The sequence below is a fragment of the Teichococcus coralli genome, assembly GCF_009829925.1.
Lineage (GTDB): Bacteria > Pseudomonadota > Alphaproteobacteria > Acetobacterales > Acetobacteraceae > Pseudoroseomonas > Pseudoroseomonas coralli.
The window spans coordinates 1-14,953 of sequence record NZ_SNVJ01000027.1; the positions used below are offsets into that span (position 1 = coordinate 1).

13 protein-coding genes are annotated in these 14,953 nt (G+C 71.5%); 3 read left to right on the forward strand and 10 right to left on the reverse strand.

Features of this window, described 5'->3' with window-relative positions; all coding sequences use genetic code 11:
* Positions 1 to 67: 67 nt before the first annotated feature.
* The gene (locus E0493_RS20595; RefSeq protein ID WP_160939149.1) at positions 68 to 1,150 is read right to left on the reverse strand and encodes a helix-turn-helix transcriptional regulator; all 1,083 of its coding nucleotides are present in this window, start codon (positions 1,148 to 1,150) and stop codon (positions 68 to 70) included.
* Positions 1,151 to 1,668: 518 nt separating this feature from the next.
* On the opposite strand from E0493_RS20595, the gene E0493_RS20600 reads away from it, so the two are divergent.
* Positions 1,669 to 2,121 (forward strand): Rap1a/Tai family immunity protein, encoded by a 453-nt coding sequence (locus E0493_RS20600; protein ID WP_160939150.1) that lies wholly within the window; start codon positions 1,669 to 1,671, stop codon positions 2,119 to 2,121.
* A gap of 30 nt (positions 2,122 to 2,151) precedes the next feature.
* A complete protein-coding gene (locus E0493_RS20605; protein WP_235913921.1) occupies positions 2,152 to 2,433 on the forward strand; it encodes a glycine zipper domain-containing protein in 282 nt (93 codons plus the stop codon).
* A gap of 614 nt (positions 2,434 to 3,047) precedes the next feature.
* Here E0493_RS20605 and recJ read toward each other — a convergent pair.
* The 5 genes from recJ to E0493_RS20630 form a co-directional block, all read right to left on the reverse strand.
* Positions 3,048 to 4,847, reverse strand: coding sequence for a single-stranded-DNA-specific exonuclease RecJ (recJ, locus tag E0493_RS20610; protein ID WP_235913922.1), 1,800 nt, complete (start codon positions 4,845 to 4,847; stop codon positions 3,048 to 3,050).
* Complete coding sequence (gene glpX, locus E0493_RS20615; RefSeq protein WP_160939151.1) at positions 4,840 to 5,823, reverse strand: class II fructose-bisphosphatase; 984 nt, start codon at positions 5,821 to 5,823, stop codon at positions 4,840 to 4,842. The genes recJ and glpX overlap by 8 nt, the downstream gene beginning before the upstream one ends.
* Before the next feature lie 59 nt (positions 5,824 to 5,882).
* Positions 5,883 to 7,175: a homoserine dehydrogenase gene (locus tag E0493_RS20620; RefSeq protein ID WP_160939152.1), complete on the reverse strand. Its 1,293-nt coding sequence runs from the start codon at positions 7,173 to 7,175 to the stop codon at positions 5,883 to 5,885.
* Positions 7,172 to 8,422, reverse strand: coding sequence for an LL-diaminopimelate aminotransferase (locus tag E0493_RS20625; protein ID WP_160939153.1), 1,251 nt, complete (start codon positions 8,420 to 8,422; stop codon positions 7,172 to 7,174). The genes E0493_RS20620 and E0493_RS20625 overlap by 4 nt, the downstream gene beginning before the upstream one ends.
* An 87-nt stretch (positions 8,423 to 8,509) precedes the next feature.
* Positions 8,510 to 9,031 carry a hypothetical protein gene (locus tag E0493_RS20630; protein WP_160939154.1) on the reverse strand — a complete coding sequence of 174 codons (522 nt, stop codon included), beginning with the start codon at positions 9,029 to 9,031 and terminating at the stop codon, positions 8,510 to 8,512.
* Positions 9,032 to 9,221: 190 nt separating this feature from the next.
* On the opposite strand from E0493_RS20630, the gene E0493_RS20635 reads away from it, so the two are divergent.
* On the forward strand, positions 9,222 to 11,045 hold the full coding sequence (locus E0493_RS20635; protein WP_160939155.1) for a PHA/PHB synthase family protein: 1,824 nt from the start codon (positions 9,222 to 9,224) through the stop codon (positions 11,043 to 11,045).
* A gap of 123 nt (positions 11,046 to 11,168) precedes the next feature.
* Here the strand turns inward: E0493_RS20635 and E0493_RS20640 are convergent, their stop codons facing one another.
* From E0493_RS20640 to E0493_RS20655, 4 genes are all read right to left on the reverse strand, one after another.
* The gene (locus E0493_RS20640) at positions 11,169 to 12,503 is read right to left on the reverse strand and encodes a DEAD/DEAH box helicase (protein ID WP_160939156.1); all 1,335 of its coding nucleotides are present in this window, start codon (positions 12,501 to 12,503) and stop codon (positions 11,169 to 11,171) included.
* Positions 12,504 to 12,837: 334 nt separating this feature from the next.
* Entirely contained in the window at positions 12,838 to 13,311 is a 474-nt protein-coding gene (locus E0493_RS20645) for an Hsp20 family protein (RefSeq protein ID WP_160939157.1), read from the reverse strand.
* 206 nt (positions 13,312 to 13,517) lie between these two features.
* Entirely contained in the window at positions 13,518 to 13,748 is a 231-nt protein-coding gene (gene rpmE / locus E0493_RS20650) for a 50S ribosomal protein L31 (RefSeq protein WP_160939158.1), read from the reverse strand.
* A 232-nt stretch (positions 13,749 to 13,980) separates the two neighbouring features.
* Entirely contained in the window at positions 13,981 to 14,946 is a 966-nt protein-coding gene (locus E0493_RS20655; protein ID WP_160939159.1) for a TAXI family TRAP transporter solute-binding subunit, read from the reverse strand.
* Between the last annotated feature and the right edge of the window lie 7 nt (positions 14,947 to 14,953).

Here is a 14,953-nt window from a genome sequence, read left to right on the forward strand (position 1 = left end):
GCTCCTACACCACGCCCGGGGGCACGACCGACGTCAGTCAGGCCAGGAGAGGCACGCCTCCCCGCCGCTATCCTGCATCTGCCGCCTCCCGCCCGGCGTGGCTGAGCGTGATCGACGGCGGCTCGCCGAACATCTCGCGATACTCGCGCGCGAAGTGTCCCTCATCCCGGAAGCCGAAGGCCGCCGCGATCTCGGCAAGGGAAGCGTGGCGAAACCGGCCGGAACGGAGCGCGGCGCCCGCCATGGCCAGGCAGCGCAGCCGGACGTATCGCTGGAGGCTGATGGCGGAACTCGCTCGGAAGGCCGCATCGACCCGCCAGCGGGAGAGGCCCAAGGCGGCGCAGATCTCGCTCGGGCAGGACGCCTGCCACGGCGCCGCGCGGAGGTGCTCCTCCACGGCCCGGATGATCTGGTACCGGGTGCGGGACGTGCGGAGCACGCGGGTCGGCCGGTCTTCCCAGGGGCCGGCGAGTAGCACGACCAGAACCTCCAGCACCGAGGCGCGCAAGCCCAGACGGGCCTCCTCCACCTCGAAAATGCCGGGATCCCTCACAGCGGACTCGGTGGCCATCTCCATGAGGGACATGGCAGCTTCCCAGGCTCGCGGGCTGGCGCGGAGCATCCTCGGTATGCCCGGACGGAGCAGCACGGCGCGGCGCGGCGGTGGCAGCAGCCCCGCGATCGTCTCGGCGGAGAGCACAACGAGGGCCCAGCGGGATTCCGCGAGCGCGACGGCGTCAAGGCCGGCTCCCGGGGCAATCGCGGCAAAGTCGCCGGGAGCGACCTGCCGCCCGTTCAGCAGCAGGTCCTGGTGTCCACTGAGCGGAAGCTGGATCCAGACGGTATCAGCGGCCACTTCGCCAAGCATCATCGCCGGCGTGCCGCAGCTGATCTGAAGCACCAAGTCTCCCAGAACGAACTCGGTCAGCTTGGCTTCGAACGGACCCGCCGTCACGGGCGTGATGGCAATGCTGCCGCCCCGCAGGGCGGAAGCCAAAGCATCCGGTTCGGAGAAGCGGATCGTCCGGATATTAGGCGCAGCCATGCCATCAAGAGTCCCTGTCACACGGGTGTAAAACGCCGCGAACGGAAGCCAGGACGCAGACACCCCCTCACAATCAACGGAAATGGTCGGTCCGGACAGCACCATGCATGGCAGACACCTACCATCGCCCGAACGGGCCCCGCGGCCATGCCCGCCTGTCGTGGCCAAGGTTGCGGGCAGGCCGGTCTCCTCGCGGAAGGGCGCTGCCGCGCAGCCGCGCAGCCGCGCTGAAGGGCTCGGGCATGTAGTGGTTTCTTGATACCGTTCATGCCTTCGCAGCGCGCCAGGCGATCCCTTAGCCTTGCAATACGCTCGGGCGGCCGCGGCAGTCCGCGGAACAAGAACATGCGGGCCGCGGGGAAAGGCGCCATGGCGGCTTTCTCACTCATCGGACACGCTCGCCGGCCCCGTGCCGTTCGACGCCACCAAGCCGGGCAGGTCTTGGGTCCCAGCAGGCGCGCCCCTTCGTTCGGCGCCGTTATGCGGCGCAGTGCGGAAAGACCGACGATGGGTGGCGGCGGACATGCCGCGCCGCGCGTCCGGAAACGCTCCAGTTCAACACCGCGACCGCAAGCCCAGTCGCTCTTGGGCGGAGAGACGGCCCAGAAGGGAGGAACATACGGATGACCCAATTCCTGGCTCCGGCCGCATTCATCGCCGCGCTCTCGGCGGTGGCCACCCTGCCGGCGGCCGCGCAGCCCGGCGCGATGCCGATCACCAGCGCGGCGCCGCAAGCTGCGTTTGAGGCTCGCACGGTGGCCGATCTGGCAACCCTTTGCGGCATGTCTCCGCAGGCGGCGCAATACACTTCGGCCGTCGCCTTCTGTCACGGCTTCCTGCAAGGCGCCGGGCAATATCATGCTGCCGTAAGCCAGCCCGGCTCGGGAAACGCGCCCGTCTTCTGCGCGCCGAATCCACCGCCCACGCGGGCGCAGGTAGCCAATGCCTTCGTTGCCTGGGCCGAGGCCAACCCGCAACACAGAGGCGAGCGCGCCGTCGATGGGCTCGCACGCTGGGCCCATGCCGCCTATCCGTGCCCTGCACCGCAGCGGCAAGGCCGGTCGCAGGCTCGCTGAGGACCCTCCTGAGGCAACGGAGTTCCAACCATGATCAGCATGAAGACGCTGTCGGCGGCGGTTCTGGGGATCGGACTTACCGTCGGCGGCTGTTCGGAGATGAGCGACACCAGCCGGCGCACGCTGTCCGGCGCCGGCGCCGGTGCAGCCGGCGGCGCGGTGATCGGCTCGCTGACCGGCGACTTCGGATGGGGCGCGCTGATCGGCGCCGGCGTTGGTGCGGCGGGAGGCTACCTCTACGACCAGCACAAGCAGGACGAACAGGCCGCCTATCAGCGAGGACTGCAGGAAGGACGACCGGCGCCCCGCTAGGCGGTCCCGCGTTGGGAGGCGCGGGTGCTCTGTTGAAACCTCCTGAGTGGGGGATGCGCCGGAAGAGCATGGAAGATCTGGGTGCGAGAGGTCCTCGATGCGGGGGATGACGAAGTCGGCGGTACGGCTAGCACGTGAAGCACTGGCCATCGGACGTCGGACCTTCCCGGCCCATGGCGGCCGGACCTCCCGACATGACTTCACCCAAGCCGGCCGGCATCGGTCCCAGCCAGGACTCGCCGGACTTGACGCCCGCCCTATGTCAGGCTGCGGTCCTCATGGCCCTGAAGGCTCGGGACAGAACCTGTTCTGAAGCCTTGGGGAGTGATGGCGCTCCTCGTTCCTGATGACCTGTGGGCTGGGTCGAGCCCTTGCGGCCGCGAGAGCGGCCGAAGCCGAAAGGCGGTCCCGGCGCGCCGGCGGCGGCGTGGGCCTCCCGAGATGGATCGGGCCGCTGCTGCCGGCCGGCTTCGGCCCGCCGGTGGACCCGCGCTGGCCGGGATGCGTCAGCACCCCGCGCGGCAAAGGATGGTGCATCCCGGCGCCCCATGCCGGCACGGGGGCGGGCGAGCCGCTGTAGCTCCCCTCCCCTCGCCCGGCCGGGCGCCGCGCGGTCAGGCGCGCGCGGCGTCCTGCAGGTGCAGGCCGGGGGTGACGCTGCCGTTCCAGCTTTCGGCGCGCAGGGTTCCGGCCAGGTGCACCGGGGCGCCGCCGCTGCCCAGCAGCAACTCGGCCAGCGGCCCTTCCTTGGCGCGGAAGCAGACCGCCTTCAGCCGCCCGCCGGCCTCGCCCTCGACAAAGGCGCGCACCGTGTTGCCCTCCTTGCCCACCCGGTCGGCACGGACGATCCGCACGCGGGGAAAGGCGAAGGCGGGCTCCTCGTTGCCGGCGCCGAAGGGGCCGAGGCGCGCGATCTCCGAGGCCAACTCGGCGGTGGCGGCCGGCACCAGCAGGGTTCCGTCCAGCACCAGCTCGGCGCTGGCCGGCAGGGCGGCGGCATGGGCCAGGCGCTCGTTGAGGAAGGCGTGGCAGGCCTCGCGGTTCTCCAGGCGGAAGGAGAAGCCGGCGGCCATCGGGTGCCCGCCGCCGGTCTGCAGCAGCCCGGCCTGGCGCGCGGCGATGATGGCCGCGCCGAGGTCCACGCCCGGCACGGAGCGCCCGGAGCCCTTGGCCAGCCCGCCATCCACCCCGGCGACGCAGACCGGGCGGTTGAAGCGCTCCTTCACGCGGCCCGCAACGATGCCGACCACGCCGGGATGCCAGCCGTCGCCGCACACCAGCAGCACCGGATGTCCGGCCTCGGACTGCATCTGCGCCTGGGCGAAGGCCTCGGCGAGAACCGCGCTCTCCACCTCCTGCCGGCGGCGGTTCACCAGGTCCAGCCGCTCGGCGATGGCGCGCGCCTCGATGGGGTCGTCGCAGGTCAGCAGGCGCAGGCCAAGATCCGGCTCGCCGATGCGTCCCGAGGCGTTGATGCGCGGGCCGAGCAGGAAGCCCAGCGTGTAGGCCGAGGGCGCGTCGCGCGCCTGCACCACCTCCAGCAGGGCCGCGATGCCGACGCGGCCGCCGCGCCCCATCACCTTCAGCCCCTGGGCGACAAAGGCGCGGTTCAGGCCGGTCAGCGGCATGACGTCGCAGACCGTGGCCAGCGCCACCAGGTCCAGGAAGCCGAGCAGGTTCGGCTCGGGACGGTCGGCGAAGAAGCCGGCGCGGCGCAGCACCCGAAGCGTCGCCACGGCGGCCATGAAGCTCACGGCCGCGGCGCAGAGGTTGCGCAGGCCGGAGGCGCAGTCGAGCCGGTTGGGGTTCACCGCCGCGGCGACCGCCGGCACCGGGCCCTCCGCCTTGTGGTGGTCGAGGACCACCACATCGGCGCGGCCCTCGGCGGCCTTCAGCGCCTCATGCGCGGCGATGCCGCAGTCCACGCAGACCACCAGCCGCGCGCCTTCGGCGCAGAGCGCGGCGATGGCGGTGGCGTTGGGGCCGTAGCCTTCCTTCAGGCGGTCCGGCACATAGGCGCGCACGCGGCAGCCAAGATCGCGCAGGAAGCGCGTCATCAACGCGCCGGCGCAGGCGCCGTCCACGTCGTAGTCGCCGAAGACGGCCACCTGCTCGCCGTCGCGCACCGCCTGTGCCAGCCGCTCCGCCGCGCGGTCCATGTCCACCAGCACGGAGGGATCGGGCAGCAGGGCGCGCAGCGTCGGCTCAAGGAAGAGCTGCGCCTGCTCCGGCGCAACGCCGCGCGCGGCGAGCAGCTGCCCGAGCAGTTCCGGCAGCGCCAGGCGCTGCGCGATGGCCAGGCCGGTGCGCGCATCGGCCTGGCGCCAGCTCCAGCGGCGGCCCAGCGCGGAGCGGGCGACGCCGAGGACCGGCGCGGCCTGCTCCGGCAAGGCCGCTGCCAGCGCCTCAGGCAAGGAAGGCGCTCGGCTTCAGCGCGAAGTTGTGGTGCCCCTCGATGTAGCGCACCGTGCCGGTCTTGCTGCGCATGATGATGGAATGGGTATAGGCGGTGGTGGCGCGGCGGCGCACGCCGTGCAGCATGGGCCCGCCCGTGACGCCCGTCGCGGCGAACATCACGTCGCCCTTCGCCATGTCCGCGACGCCGAGCTTCCGGTGCGGGTCGCTGAGGCCCATCTCGCGGGCGCGGGTGATCTGCGCCTCGTCCTCGTACATCAGGCGGCCCTGCATCTGGCCGCCGATGCAGCGCAGCGCGGCGGCGGCCAGCACGCCCTCCGGCGCGCCGCCGGAGCCGAGATAGAGGTCCACGCCCGTGCTGGGCTGCGACACGGCGATGACGCCGGCCACGTCGCCGTCCGGGATCAGCATGATGCGCGCGCCGGCCTCGCGGCAGGCCTTGATGATGTCCTTGTGGCGGTCGCGACCGAGGATGCAGACGACAAGGTCGTTGATCTCCACCTTCTTGGCCTTGGCCAGCTCGCGCAGGTTCTCGCCCGGGGTGGCGTCGAGGTCCACCACGCCGACCGGCAGGTCGGGGCCGACGGCGATCTTGTTCATGTAGATGTCGGGCGCGTGCAGGAAGCCGCCCTTCTCCGCCACGGCGAGCGTGGCGATCGAGTTCGGCCCGCCGGTGGCGCAGATGTTGGTGCCCTCCAGCGGATCGACGGCGATGTCCACTTCCGGCCCGCCGGCGCCGATCTTCTCGCCGATGTAGAGCATCGGCGCCTCGTCCATCTCGCCCTCGCCGATGACGACGGTGCCGCTGATGTCCACGGTGTCGAAGGCCTTGCGCATGGCGTCCACCGCGGCGCCGTCGGCGGCGTTCTTGTCGCCGCGGCCGATCCAGCTGCTGGCGGCCAGCGCCGCCGCCTCGGTGACGCGCACCAGTTCGAGGGCGAGGTTGCGATCTACGGGGGTGGTGTCGCGACGCATGAGAGGCTCCTGTTCTTCCCGGGTGCGGGAGGCGGTGAAAACCGTCCCGCTAACGCTCGTCAGAGGGTTTCGATGCGGATCAGCGCGGGCGGTTCGAGCACTGCCTCCAGCGCCGCGATCCGCTTCAGCGCGTCGCGCATCGCCGCCTCCTGGCAGCCATGCGTGGTCAGCACCACCGGCACCGCCTCCCCGGGCGCGCGGCCGCGCTGGATCATGGATTCCAGGCTGATGCCGTGGTCGCGCAGCACGCCGGTGACGTCCGCGATGACGCCGGGCCGATCCAGCACCATCAGGCGCAGGTAGTAGGCGCCGTGGTGGCTGGCCATCGGCAGGGCCGGCACGGCGGAAAGCGCCGCGTGGTCGGCGCCCCAGACGGGCGTGTGGCGCTCGCGGGCGATGTCGATCAGGTCGGCCACCACCGCGCTGGCGGTCGGTCCCGCCCCTGCCCCGCGGCCTTCCAGCACCACGCGGCCGACGAAGTCGCCTTCCGCCACCACGGCGTTGAACACGCCGTCCACGCGGGCGATGGGGTGGCTCGCCGGCACCATGCAGGGATGCACGCGGGCGGCGACGCCCGCTTCCTCCTGCTGCGCGATGCCGAGCAGCTTGATGCGGAAGCCCAGCTCCTCGGCCAGCGCGATGTCGAGGGCGGTGATGTTGCGGATGCCCTCCACATGCACCGCATCGAACTCGACCGGCCGGCCGAAGGCCAGCGCCGCGAGGATGGCGAGCTTGTGCGCCGCGTCCACGCCGTCGATGTCGAAGGAGGGATCGGCTTCCGCATAGCCCAGGCGCTGCGCCTCGGCGAGCACGTCGCCGAACTCGCGCTTCTGGTCGCGCATGCAGGTCAGGATGTAGTTGCAGGTGCCGTTCAGGATGCCGGTGACACGGCCGATGCGGTTGGCCGCCAGCCCCTCGCGAAGCGCCTTGATGGCGGGGATGCCGCCGGCCACCGCCGCCTCGAAGGCCAGCGTGACGCCCGCCGCCTCGGCCTTCTGCGCCAGCGCCGCCCCGTGCAGGGCGAGCAGCGCCTTGTTGGCCGTCACCACCGGGCGGCCGGCATTCAGCGCCGCCTCCACCGCGTGGCGCGCGGGGCCGTCGCTGCCGCCGATCAGCTCCACCACCACGTCGGCCCGCGCCTCGGCGGCCATGGCCACCGGGTCCTCGTACCAGCGCAGCCCTTCCAGCGAGACGCCGCGGTCGCGGTTGCGGTCGCGCGCGGCGACGGCGGTGACGATGATGGGCCGCCCGGCACGGGCGGCGATCAGCTCGGCATTGTCGCGCAGCAAGGTCAGCACGCCGGCGCCGACCGTACCCAGGCCGGCGACCGCGATGGAAAGTGGACGGGTCATTCTTTCACCAGTTCAGCAGATGCGTGCGGCGCCGGCTCGCTGGCCGGGCCGCCCCCAATCGGACCACCGTTGTCGGTCGCGAGGAAGCTGCGGATGCCGCGCAGCGCCTGCCGGATGCGCTGGGTGTTCTCCACCATGGCGATGCGCACATGGCCATCGCCGTGCTCGCCGAAGCCGATGCCCGGCGCCACCGCCACCTTCGCGCGGGCCAGCAGCAGCTTGCTGAACTCGACGCTGCCGAGGTCGCGGAAGCGCGGCGGAATGGGCGCCCAGACGAACATGCCGGCCTCCGGCACCGGCACGTCCCAGCCGGACTGCTTCAGCCCCTTCACCAGCACGTCCCGCCGCTCGCGGTAGAGCTTGCGCATCGCCTCGATGCAGTCCTGCGGGCCGTTCAGCGCCGCGACGGAGGCCACCTGGATCGGCGTGAAGGCGCCGTAGTCGAGGTAGGACTTCACCCGCGTCAGCGCCGCGATCAGCTTCGGGTTGCCGGCCGCGAAGCCCATGCGCCAGCCGGCCATGTTGTAGGTCTTGGACATCGAGGTGAACTCGACGGCCACCTCCTTCGCGCCCGGCACCTGCAGGATCGAGGGCGGCACCTTGTCGCCGTAATACAGCTCGGCATAGGCGAGGTCGGAGAGCACGTAGATCTCGTGCCGGCGGGCGAAGGCGACGATCTCGCGGTAGAAGTCGAGGTCGGCCATCAGCCCGGTCGGGTTGGAGGGGTAGTTGACGATCAGCGCCGTCGGCTTCGGCACGGAATGGCGCACGGCGCGCTCCAGCGCGCGCAGCATCTCCTCGTCCGGCGCGTGCGGCACCGAGCGCACCGAGGCGCCGGCGATGATGAAGCCGAACTGGTGGATCGGGTAGCTCGGGTTCGGCACCAGGATGGTGTCGCCCGGCGAGGTGATGGCGGCGGCCAGATTCGCCAGCCCCTCCTTCGAGCCCAGCGTCGCCACCACCTCCGTCTCCGGATCGAGCTGCACCCCGAAGCGGCGGCCATAGTAGCCGGCGAGCGCCCGGCGCAGGCCGGGGATGCCCTTGCTGGCGGAGTAGCCGTGGGTGTCGGGGTTCTGCACCGCCTCGATCAGCTTGGCCACGATATGCGGCGGCGTCGGGCTGTCCGGGTTGCCCATGCCAAGGTCCACGATGTCCTCGGCCGCCGCGCGGGCCCTTGCCTTCGCCTGGTTGACCTCGGCGAAGACATAGGGCGGCAGGCGGCGGATACGGTGGAATTCCTCGGTCATGGCGGGAGGTCCGTAAAATCTGGCGCGGGGACGATAGAGCAGATCGGCCGCCGGCGGAATCGGAACGGCGGGCGGCCGGAAGCGGACTTACAGCCGCGGCGGCGGTGTCGCCAGGAATTCGGCGGGCGGCGGCGCGGGCGGGGCGCCCGGATCGGCGGGCAGCGCCGGCGCGGCACCGGGCGCTTCGCCGGCCGGTCCCGGTGATGGGGCGGCAAGCGGCGCATCCGGGCGCACCCGCGGCGCGGCGGCCAGGCGCGGGGCCGAAGGCGGCCGCAGGGGGACCCTCCCCGCGCCCTCGACGCCTGCCGGCGGCGCCGGCAGCGGCCCGCCGGGCGTGACCGGCTCCCGGGAGGCGGCGCGGGCGGCGGAGAGGCGGCTGGTCAGCGCCTCCCGCTCGGAGGGAGAGCCCCGCGGCGGGGCCGGCGGCACCGAGGCGAGGTTGGGATAGGGCTCGCCGGAGCCCGGCGGCGGCGGGCGCCCATCCAGGGGCGTGCCGAAGGCGCGGTCGAGGAAACGGCCCGGCGCCTCGGCCGCGCCGACACAGCCGGCCAGCAGAAACAATGCGCCGAGCGCCAGGCCGCAACGCGCCGCCTCGGCTTGAAGCCCCAAGGGCCGGGCTTTACCTTGTCGAGTGCCTCGACCGGCGCGCTGTTCCATGGTCCGTCCTCTTCTCGCCCGCTCAGGCTCTCGCCCGCTCAGGGCATTAGCCCGAAAGCCGGGCCGGGCGGAAGGTCGCCGTCACGGATCGGGCAGTGCGGCTCGGGGGCAACAAGCAGGCGCCGCAGGCGCGGAGGGACGCATGACCACGGACGACACGCCCCCGGATGCCGGTGCATTCCGCCTGCCCGACCCGAACCTGGTCTCCCGCACCATGGCAGACGTGGCCGAGCGCGGGCAGCGCATCGTGGCCGACTTCCTGAAGCGCCAGGCCCAGACCGGACCGGACGGCAGCCCCGCCGGCGCCGACCCGATGCAGATCGGCACCGCCTTCATGGACATGGCCGCGCGGCTGATGGCCAACCCGGCGCGGCTGGTGGAGGCGCAGCTCGGCTTCTGGCAAGATTACCTGACGCTCTGGCAGAACACCGCGCGCCGCATGTGGGGCGACGAGGAAGTGAAGCCCGTCATCGCCGAGGACCCGAAGGATCGCCGCTTCAAGGACGATTCCTGGCGCGAGAACGAGGTCTTCGACTTCATCAAGCAGTCCTACCTTCTTTCGGCGCGCTACTTCACCAACGTCGCGCGCGCCGCCGAGGACCTCGACCCCAAGACGGCGCAGAAGGTCGACTTCTACACCCGGCAGTTCGTGGACGCGATGAGCCCCTCGAACTTCCTGATGACCAACCCCGAGGTGCTGCGCAAGACGGCCGAGACCGGCGGCGAGAACCTGCTGCGCGGGCTGCAGAACCTGCTGTCCGACCTGGAGCGCGGCAAGGGCAAGCTGCGCATCCGCATGACGGACGAGACCAAGTTCCGCATCGGCGAGAACATTGCCGTCACGCCAGGCAAGGTGGTCTACCAGAACGCGCTGATGCAGCTCATCCAGTACGCGCCCGCCACCGAGAAGGTGCTGAAGCGGCCGCTGCTGATCATCCCGCCCTGGATCAACAAGTTCTACATCCTCGACCTCCGTCCGAAGAACAGCTTCATCCGCTGGGCGGTGGCGCAGGGCCACACCGTCTTCGTCGTCTCCTGGGTGAACCCGGACGAGACGCTCGCGCAGAAGAGCTTCGAGGACTACATGCTCGAAGGCCCCTACGCGGCGCTGGACGCCATCCAGAAGGCGACCGGCGAGAAGGGTGTCAATGTCATCGGCTACTGCCTGGGCGGCACGCTGCTGGCCTGCACGCTGGCGCACATGGCGGCGAAGCGCGACACGCGCGTCAAGTCCGCCACCTTCTTCACCACCATGGTGGACTTCGCCGAGGCGGGCGAGCTGTCGGTGTTCATTGACGAGGAGCAGCTGAGGTCGCTCGAGGAGCGGATGCAGCGGCGCGGCTATCTCGAGGGGCATGAGATGGCCACCACCTTCAACATGCTGCGCGCCAACGACCTGATCTGGTCCTTCGTGGTGCAGAACTACCTTCTCGGGCAGGAACCCTTCCCCTTCGACCTGCTGTACTGGAACGACGACAGCACGCGCATGCCGGCGGCGATGCACAGCTTCTACCTGCGCCGCATGTACCAGCAGAACGACCTGGTGAAGCCCGGCGCCGTCACGCTCGCCGGCGTGCCGCTCGACGTGCGCAAGATCAAGGTGCCGTCCTACTTCCTCTCGACGCGGGAGGACCACATCGCGCCCTGGAAGAGCACCTACCGCGCGACGCAGCTCTTCCAGGGGCCGGTGCGCTTCGTGCTGGCGGCCTCGGGGCATATCGCCGGCGTCGCCAACCCGCCGGACTCCGGCAAGTACAGCCACTGGGTTTCGGAAGAGGCGCCGCCGGAAGCGGAGGCCTGGTTCGCCGGCGCCACGGAGATGGCCGGCTCCTGGTGGCCGGACTGGCACCGCTGGGTCAGCGGCCTCGACAGGACGCTGGTGCCGGCGCGCCAGCCGGGCAGCGCCGCGCTGCCCGCGATCGAGGACGCGCCAGGCAGCTACGTGCGGGTCATGGCCAGCGACTGAAACGGCAAAGGCCGGGAGATCACCTCTCCCGGCCTTGCCTGCCTAGCGCGGTTTCCGCTCGCTTTGGCTCGCTTCAAACGCTCTAGCTACCGATTGGGTGTTTCCACCCGATCGGGATCTGCTTTAGCGCCCGCCGTCGCGGAAGTCGGCGTTGCGCCAGCTGCGGTCCTTGCCTTCCGGCATCGCGCCGCGCTGCGGCATGCCGCCCCGCCCGGCACCCTGCCGGCGCCCGGGCCCCTGGCCCTGCGGCCGGCCGGCCCCCTGCGGGCGGCCGCCCCGGCCCCGGGGCGCGGGCTTCGGCGCCGCGGTGGCGGCCTCGGCGCGGGCCGCCTCGCTGCGACGGTCCTCGGCGGGAATGCGCATGGCGATCAGCTTCTCGACCGCCTTCAGCTTCACCAGCTCGTCCGGCGCGCAGAAGGCGACAGCCTCGCCGCTCGCCCCGGCGCGCGCGGTGCGGCCGATGCGGTGCACATAGGCCTCCGGCGTATCCGGCAGGTCGAACTGGAAGACATGCGTCACGCCATCGACGTCGATGCCGCGGGAGGCGATGTCGGTCGCCACCAGGATCGGCGCGCGGCCGTTGCGGAACTCGGCGAGCGCCCGCTCGCGCTGGCCCTGGCTGCGGTCGCCATGGATCGCGTGGGCGTTGATGCCCTCGGCCACTAGGTGCTTGGCCACGCGGTCGGCGCCGTGCTTGGTGCGCGCGAAGACCAGCGCGCGGCCGATCGCCGGGTCGCGCAGCATCTCGGCGAGCAGCACGCGCTTGCGGCTGGCGTCGATGTGGATCAGCCGCTGCTCGACGCGCTCGGCGGTGGAGGCCACCGGCGTGACGGAGACCTTGGCCGGGTCCTGCAGCAGCTCGTTCGCGATCTTGGCGATCTCGGCCGGCATGGTGGCGCTGAAGAACAGCGTCTGACGGTTCTTCGACATCATGCCGGTGAGCCGGCGGATGGCGGGCCAGAAGCCGCGGTCCAGCATCTGGTCGGCCTCGTCGAGCACCAGCACCTCGACGGTCTGGAGCCGGGCGACACCGGCCTGGACGTGGTCGAGCAGCCGGCCCGGGGTGGCGACGAGGATGTCCACGCCGCGCGCCAGCGCCTGGATCTGCGGCCGCGCGCCGACGCCGCCGAAAACGACGGTGGAGCTCAGGCCCATGTGGCGGCCATAGGCGCGGATGTTGTCATGGATCTGGGACGCCAGCTCGCGCGTCGGAGACAGGATCAGCGCCCGGCAGCCGCCGCGCGGCGCCTGCGCCCTCCGGGCGGCCAGGTGGTGCAGCAGCGGCAGCGCGAAGGCGGCCGTCTTGCCGGTGCCGGTCTGGGCGATGCCCAGCAGGTCCCGCCCCTGCAGCACCAGCGGAATCGCCTGGGCCTGGATCGGGGTCGGGGTGGTGTAGCCTTCGTCGGCGAGCGCGCGCAGCAGCGGCTCGGCCAGGCCGAGGGCGTTGAAATCGGTCATGGAACACATCCAAGATTCGGCGCCGGCGATGCGGCCGCGCCGTTTGAGGGGCTCAGGACGCCCCGCGTGGATGGGTCGTACCGAAACACAGGGAAAAGCCGGGGGAATTGCCACCCGGGGCCCTGGCAGGGCTGCCGCCGCTTCGGAGCGGGGCGCGCCTTCACGCAACCAGGGCGCGGCCGGCGGCCCAGAAGGGCACCGGCCGCGTTCATATGCGCGCCCGGCGGGCATGACGCAAGTGCGAACGCACGTTGTGCACGCGTCCCTGCCCCGCGAATGCAAAAACGGCCGGGGTGTCGCCACCCCGGCCGCTCAACATCAGGGGCTCGGGCCGTCAGGCGGCGAGCGGCGCGTCCTTCTCGCCCTCCAGCACCGGCTGCGGCCGCGGCTGCGCATTGGCGATGGCGATGCGGCGAGGCTTCAGGGCCTCGGGCACCTGCCGCTTCAGCGCGACGTGCAGCAGACCGTTGGCAAGCTCGGCGCCCTCGACCTGGATGTGGTCGGCCAGGACGAAGCGGCGCTCGAAGGCGCGGCCGGCGATGCCGCGGTACAGGAAGCGGCGCTCCTGCTCGGGCTGCTGGCTGGCCTTGCCGGACACCAGCAGAACGTTGTCCTGCGCGGTGATCTCCAGGTCCTCCGGCGCGAAGCCGGCCACCGCCATGGTCAGGACGTAGGAGTCCTCGGCGGTCTTCTCGATGTTGTAGGGAGGATAGGCGGGGCCGTCCGCCGCGGAGCGGGCGGTATCCATCAACCGCGTCAGGCGGTCGAAGCCGATGGCGGAACGGAACAGCGGATCGATAGCGTTCATAGTCCAGGAGCCTCCTTGGGCAAGCAAGGTCCATTGTGCTGCGGCCCGGCGCCTGCGGGCCCCCGATTGGGCGACCCTTCGCGACCTGACCACACCGGCGGCCCCGACTGTCCGGGCACCGCTGGCGTGTCCTGAAATGGAAAGCGCCGCCCCCCTGTTCAAGGGGGCGGCGCCCACTCTGCGCTCGGCTTTCGCGCGGCCCGGTGTCAGGCCTTCTTGCGCGCGCCGATGCCGGCGAACTTCTTGTTGAACTTGGCGATCTGCCCGCCGGTGTCGATGATGCGCTGCTGGCCGGTCCAGGCCGGGTGGGACTTCGGATCAATGTCCAGACGCAGGGTGTCACCTTCCTTGCCCATGCAGGACTTGGTCTTGTAGGTGGTCCCATCCGTCATGATGATGGTGATCTCGTGGTAGTCCGGGTGGATGTCGGGCTTCATGGCGCACTTTTCTCTGCTGGAGCAGCCGATGCCGACCGGCCGCACGGAAGCGCCGCTTCTAGCCGCCGGGGGCCTGCGGCGCAACAACTGATCCCCTGCACACTCCCGGCCCCCGCTCGCAGGGCAAACCCCCTTCCCCGCCCGGCTGCGAACCGCGAGGCAGGCGCCGGACCATGCGGCGGGAAGGCGACGCCTCCGGCAGGGGCTGCGGGCCTGCGCCGGTGGTGGCGGGCTATTCGGTGGCCGGGGCGAAGCGCGTCCAGCCCGGCACCTCCGCCGTCAGGTTGACCTCCCGCCACTTCGGGTGGCGTGGCGGCTGCAGCAGCGCGGGAAACTTGCTCCGGAAGCGCTCCAGGAAGCGCACCACCTTGGCGTATCGCTCGGTGCCTGGCTTCCAGGCATAGACGGCCAGCACGGCGCCGACCGCGACGGTCTGCACGGCGCCGCTCTCCGACACCAGGGCGGGGTAATCGGCGTTCCTGATCGTGGCGGGCAGGTAGGTCTCAAGCAGCGCGGGGACGAGGGGCAGCGCCAGCAGGTGGAGGTTGTCCTCGGCGCGGACGCCGGAGAACAGGCGGGCCGGCTTGCCCGCCACATAGACGAGCGCGGCGATCTCGCCCCGCCGCAGCCGCTCCAGCGCTGTGTCCTGCGGCGCATGGACCGGCTGCACCTGCACCCCGAGGCCCTCGAAGATGAGCGAAGCCGTCATCGCGGTGCCGCTGCCGCGCAGGTCCATGTTGACGGGCTTGCCGGCGAGGTCCTCGACGCGCTCGATGTCGCGCCGGGCGAGAACGTGCACCTCCTCGTCATAGAGCTTGGTGACGTACTGCACGAGCTGGCCGACGCCGGGATAGAGCCGGTCCCGCGTCGCGGCGGCGAGCACGTCGGACTGCACGATGGCGAGGTCGATCCCGCGCAGGTAGAGCAGGTCGGAGATGTTCTGCAGCGATCCCTTGCCCAGCACCGGCAGCACGCGCAGGTAGTCGCCCTCGTCGAGAACCGCGGCGAGGTCGGCGGCGATGCGGATATAGGTGCCGTCCACGCCGCCGGAGATCACGCCGACCGTGCCGGCATTCGCGTCCCGCGTCATGTCCGCCATGCTGCGACGGGCGCCCTGCGCCATGGCCACAGGGCTGGCCAGCAGGCCCGCCGCGCCGGCCAGCAGGGCGCCGCGCCGGCCGATGGAAAGCTCCTTCATCCTCGTC

Coding starts and splice junctions, on each gene's coding strand:
- E0493_RS20595 (WP_160939149.1), bottom strand. CDS start 1,150: ATGGTGCTGTCCGGACCGACCATTTCCGTTGATTGTGAGGGGGTGTCT.
- E0493_RS20600 (WP_160939150.1), top strand. CDS start 1,669: ATGACCCAATTCCTGGCTCCGGCCGCATTCATCGCCGCGCTCTCGGCG.
- E0493_RS20605 (WP_235913921.1), top strand. CDS start 2,152: ATGATCAGCATGAAGACGCTGTCGGCGGCGGTTCTGGGGATCGGACTT.
- glpX (WP_160939151.1), bottom strand. CDS start 5,823: ATGCGTCGCGACACCACCCCCGTAGATCGCAACCTCGCCCTCGAACTG.
- E0493_RS20620 (WP_160939152.1), bottom strand. CDS start 7,175: ATGACCCGTCCACTTTCCATCGCGGTCGCCGGCCTGGGTACGGTCGGC.
- E0493_RS20625 (WP_160939153.1), bottom strand. CDS start 8,422: ATGACCGAGGAATTCCACCGTATCCGCCGCCTGCCGCCCTATGTCTTC.
- E0493_RS20635 (WP_160939155.1), top strand. CDS start 9,222: ATGACCACGGACGACACGCCCCCGGATGCCGGTGCATTCCGCCTGCCC.
- E0493_RS20640 (WP_160939156.1), bottom strand. CDS start 12,503: ATGACCGATTTCAACGCCCTCGGCCTGGCCGAGCCGCTGCTGCGCGCG.
- E0493_RS20645 (WP_160939157.1), bottom strand. CDS start 13,311: ATGAACGCTATCGATCCGCTGTTCCGTTCCGCCATCGGCTTCGACCGC.
- rpmE (WP_160939158.1), bottom strand. CDS start 13,748: ATGAAGCCCGACATCCACCCGGACTACCACGAGATCACCATCATCATG.
- E0493_RS20655 (WP_160939159.1), bottom strand. CDS start 14,946: ATGAAGGAGCTTTCCATCGGCCGGCGCGGCGCCCTGCTGGCCGGCGCG.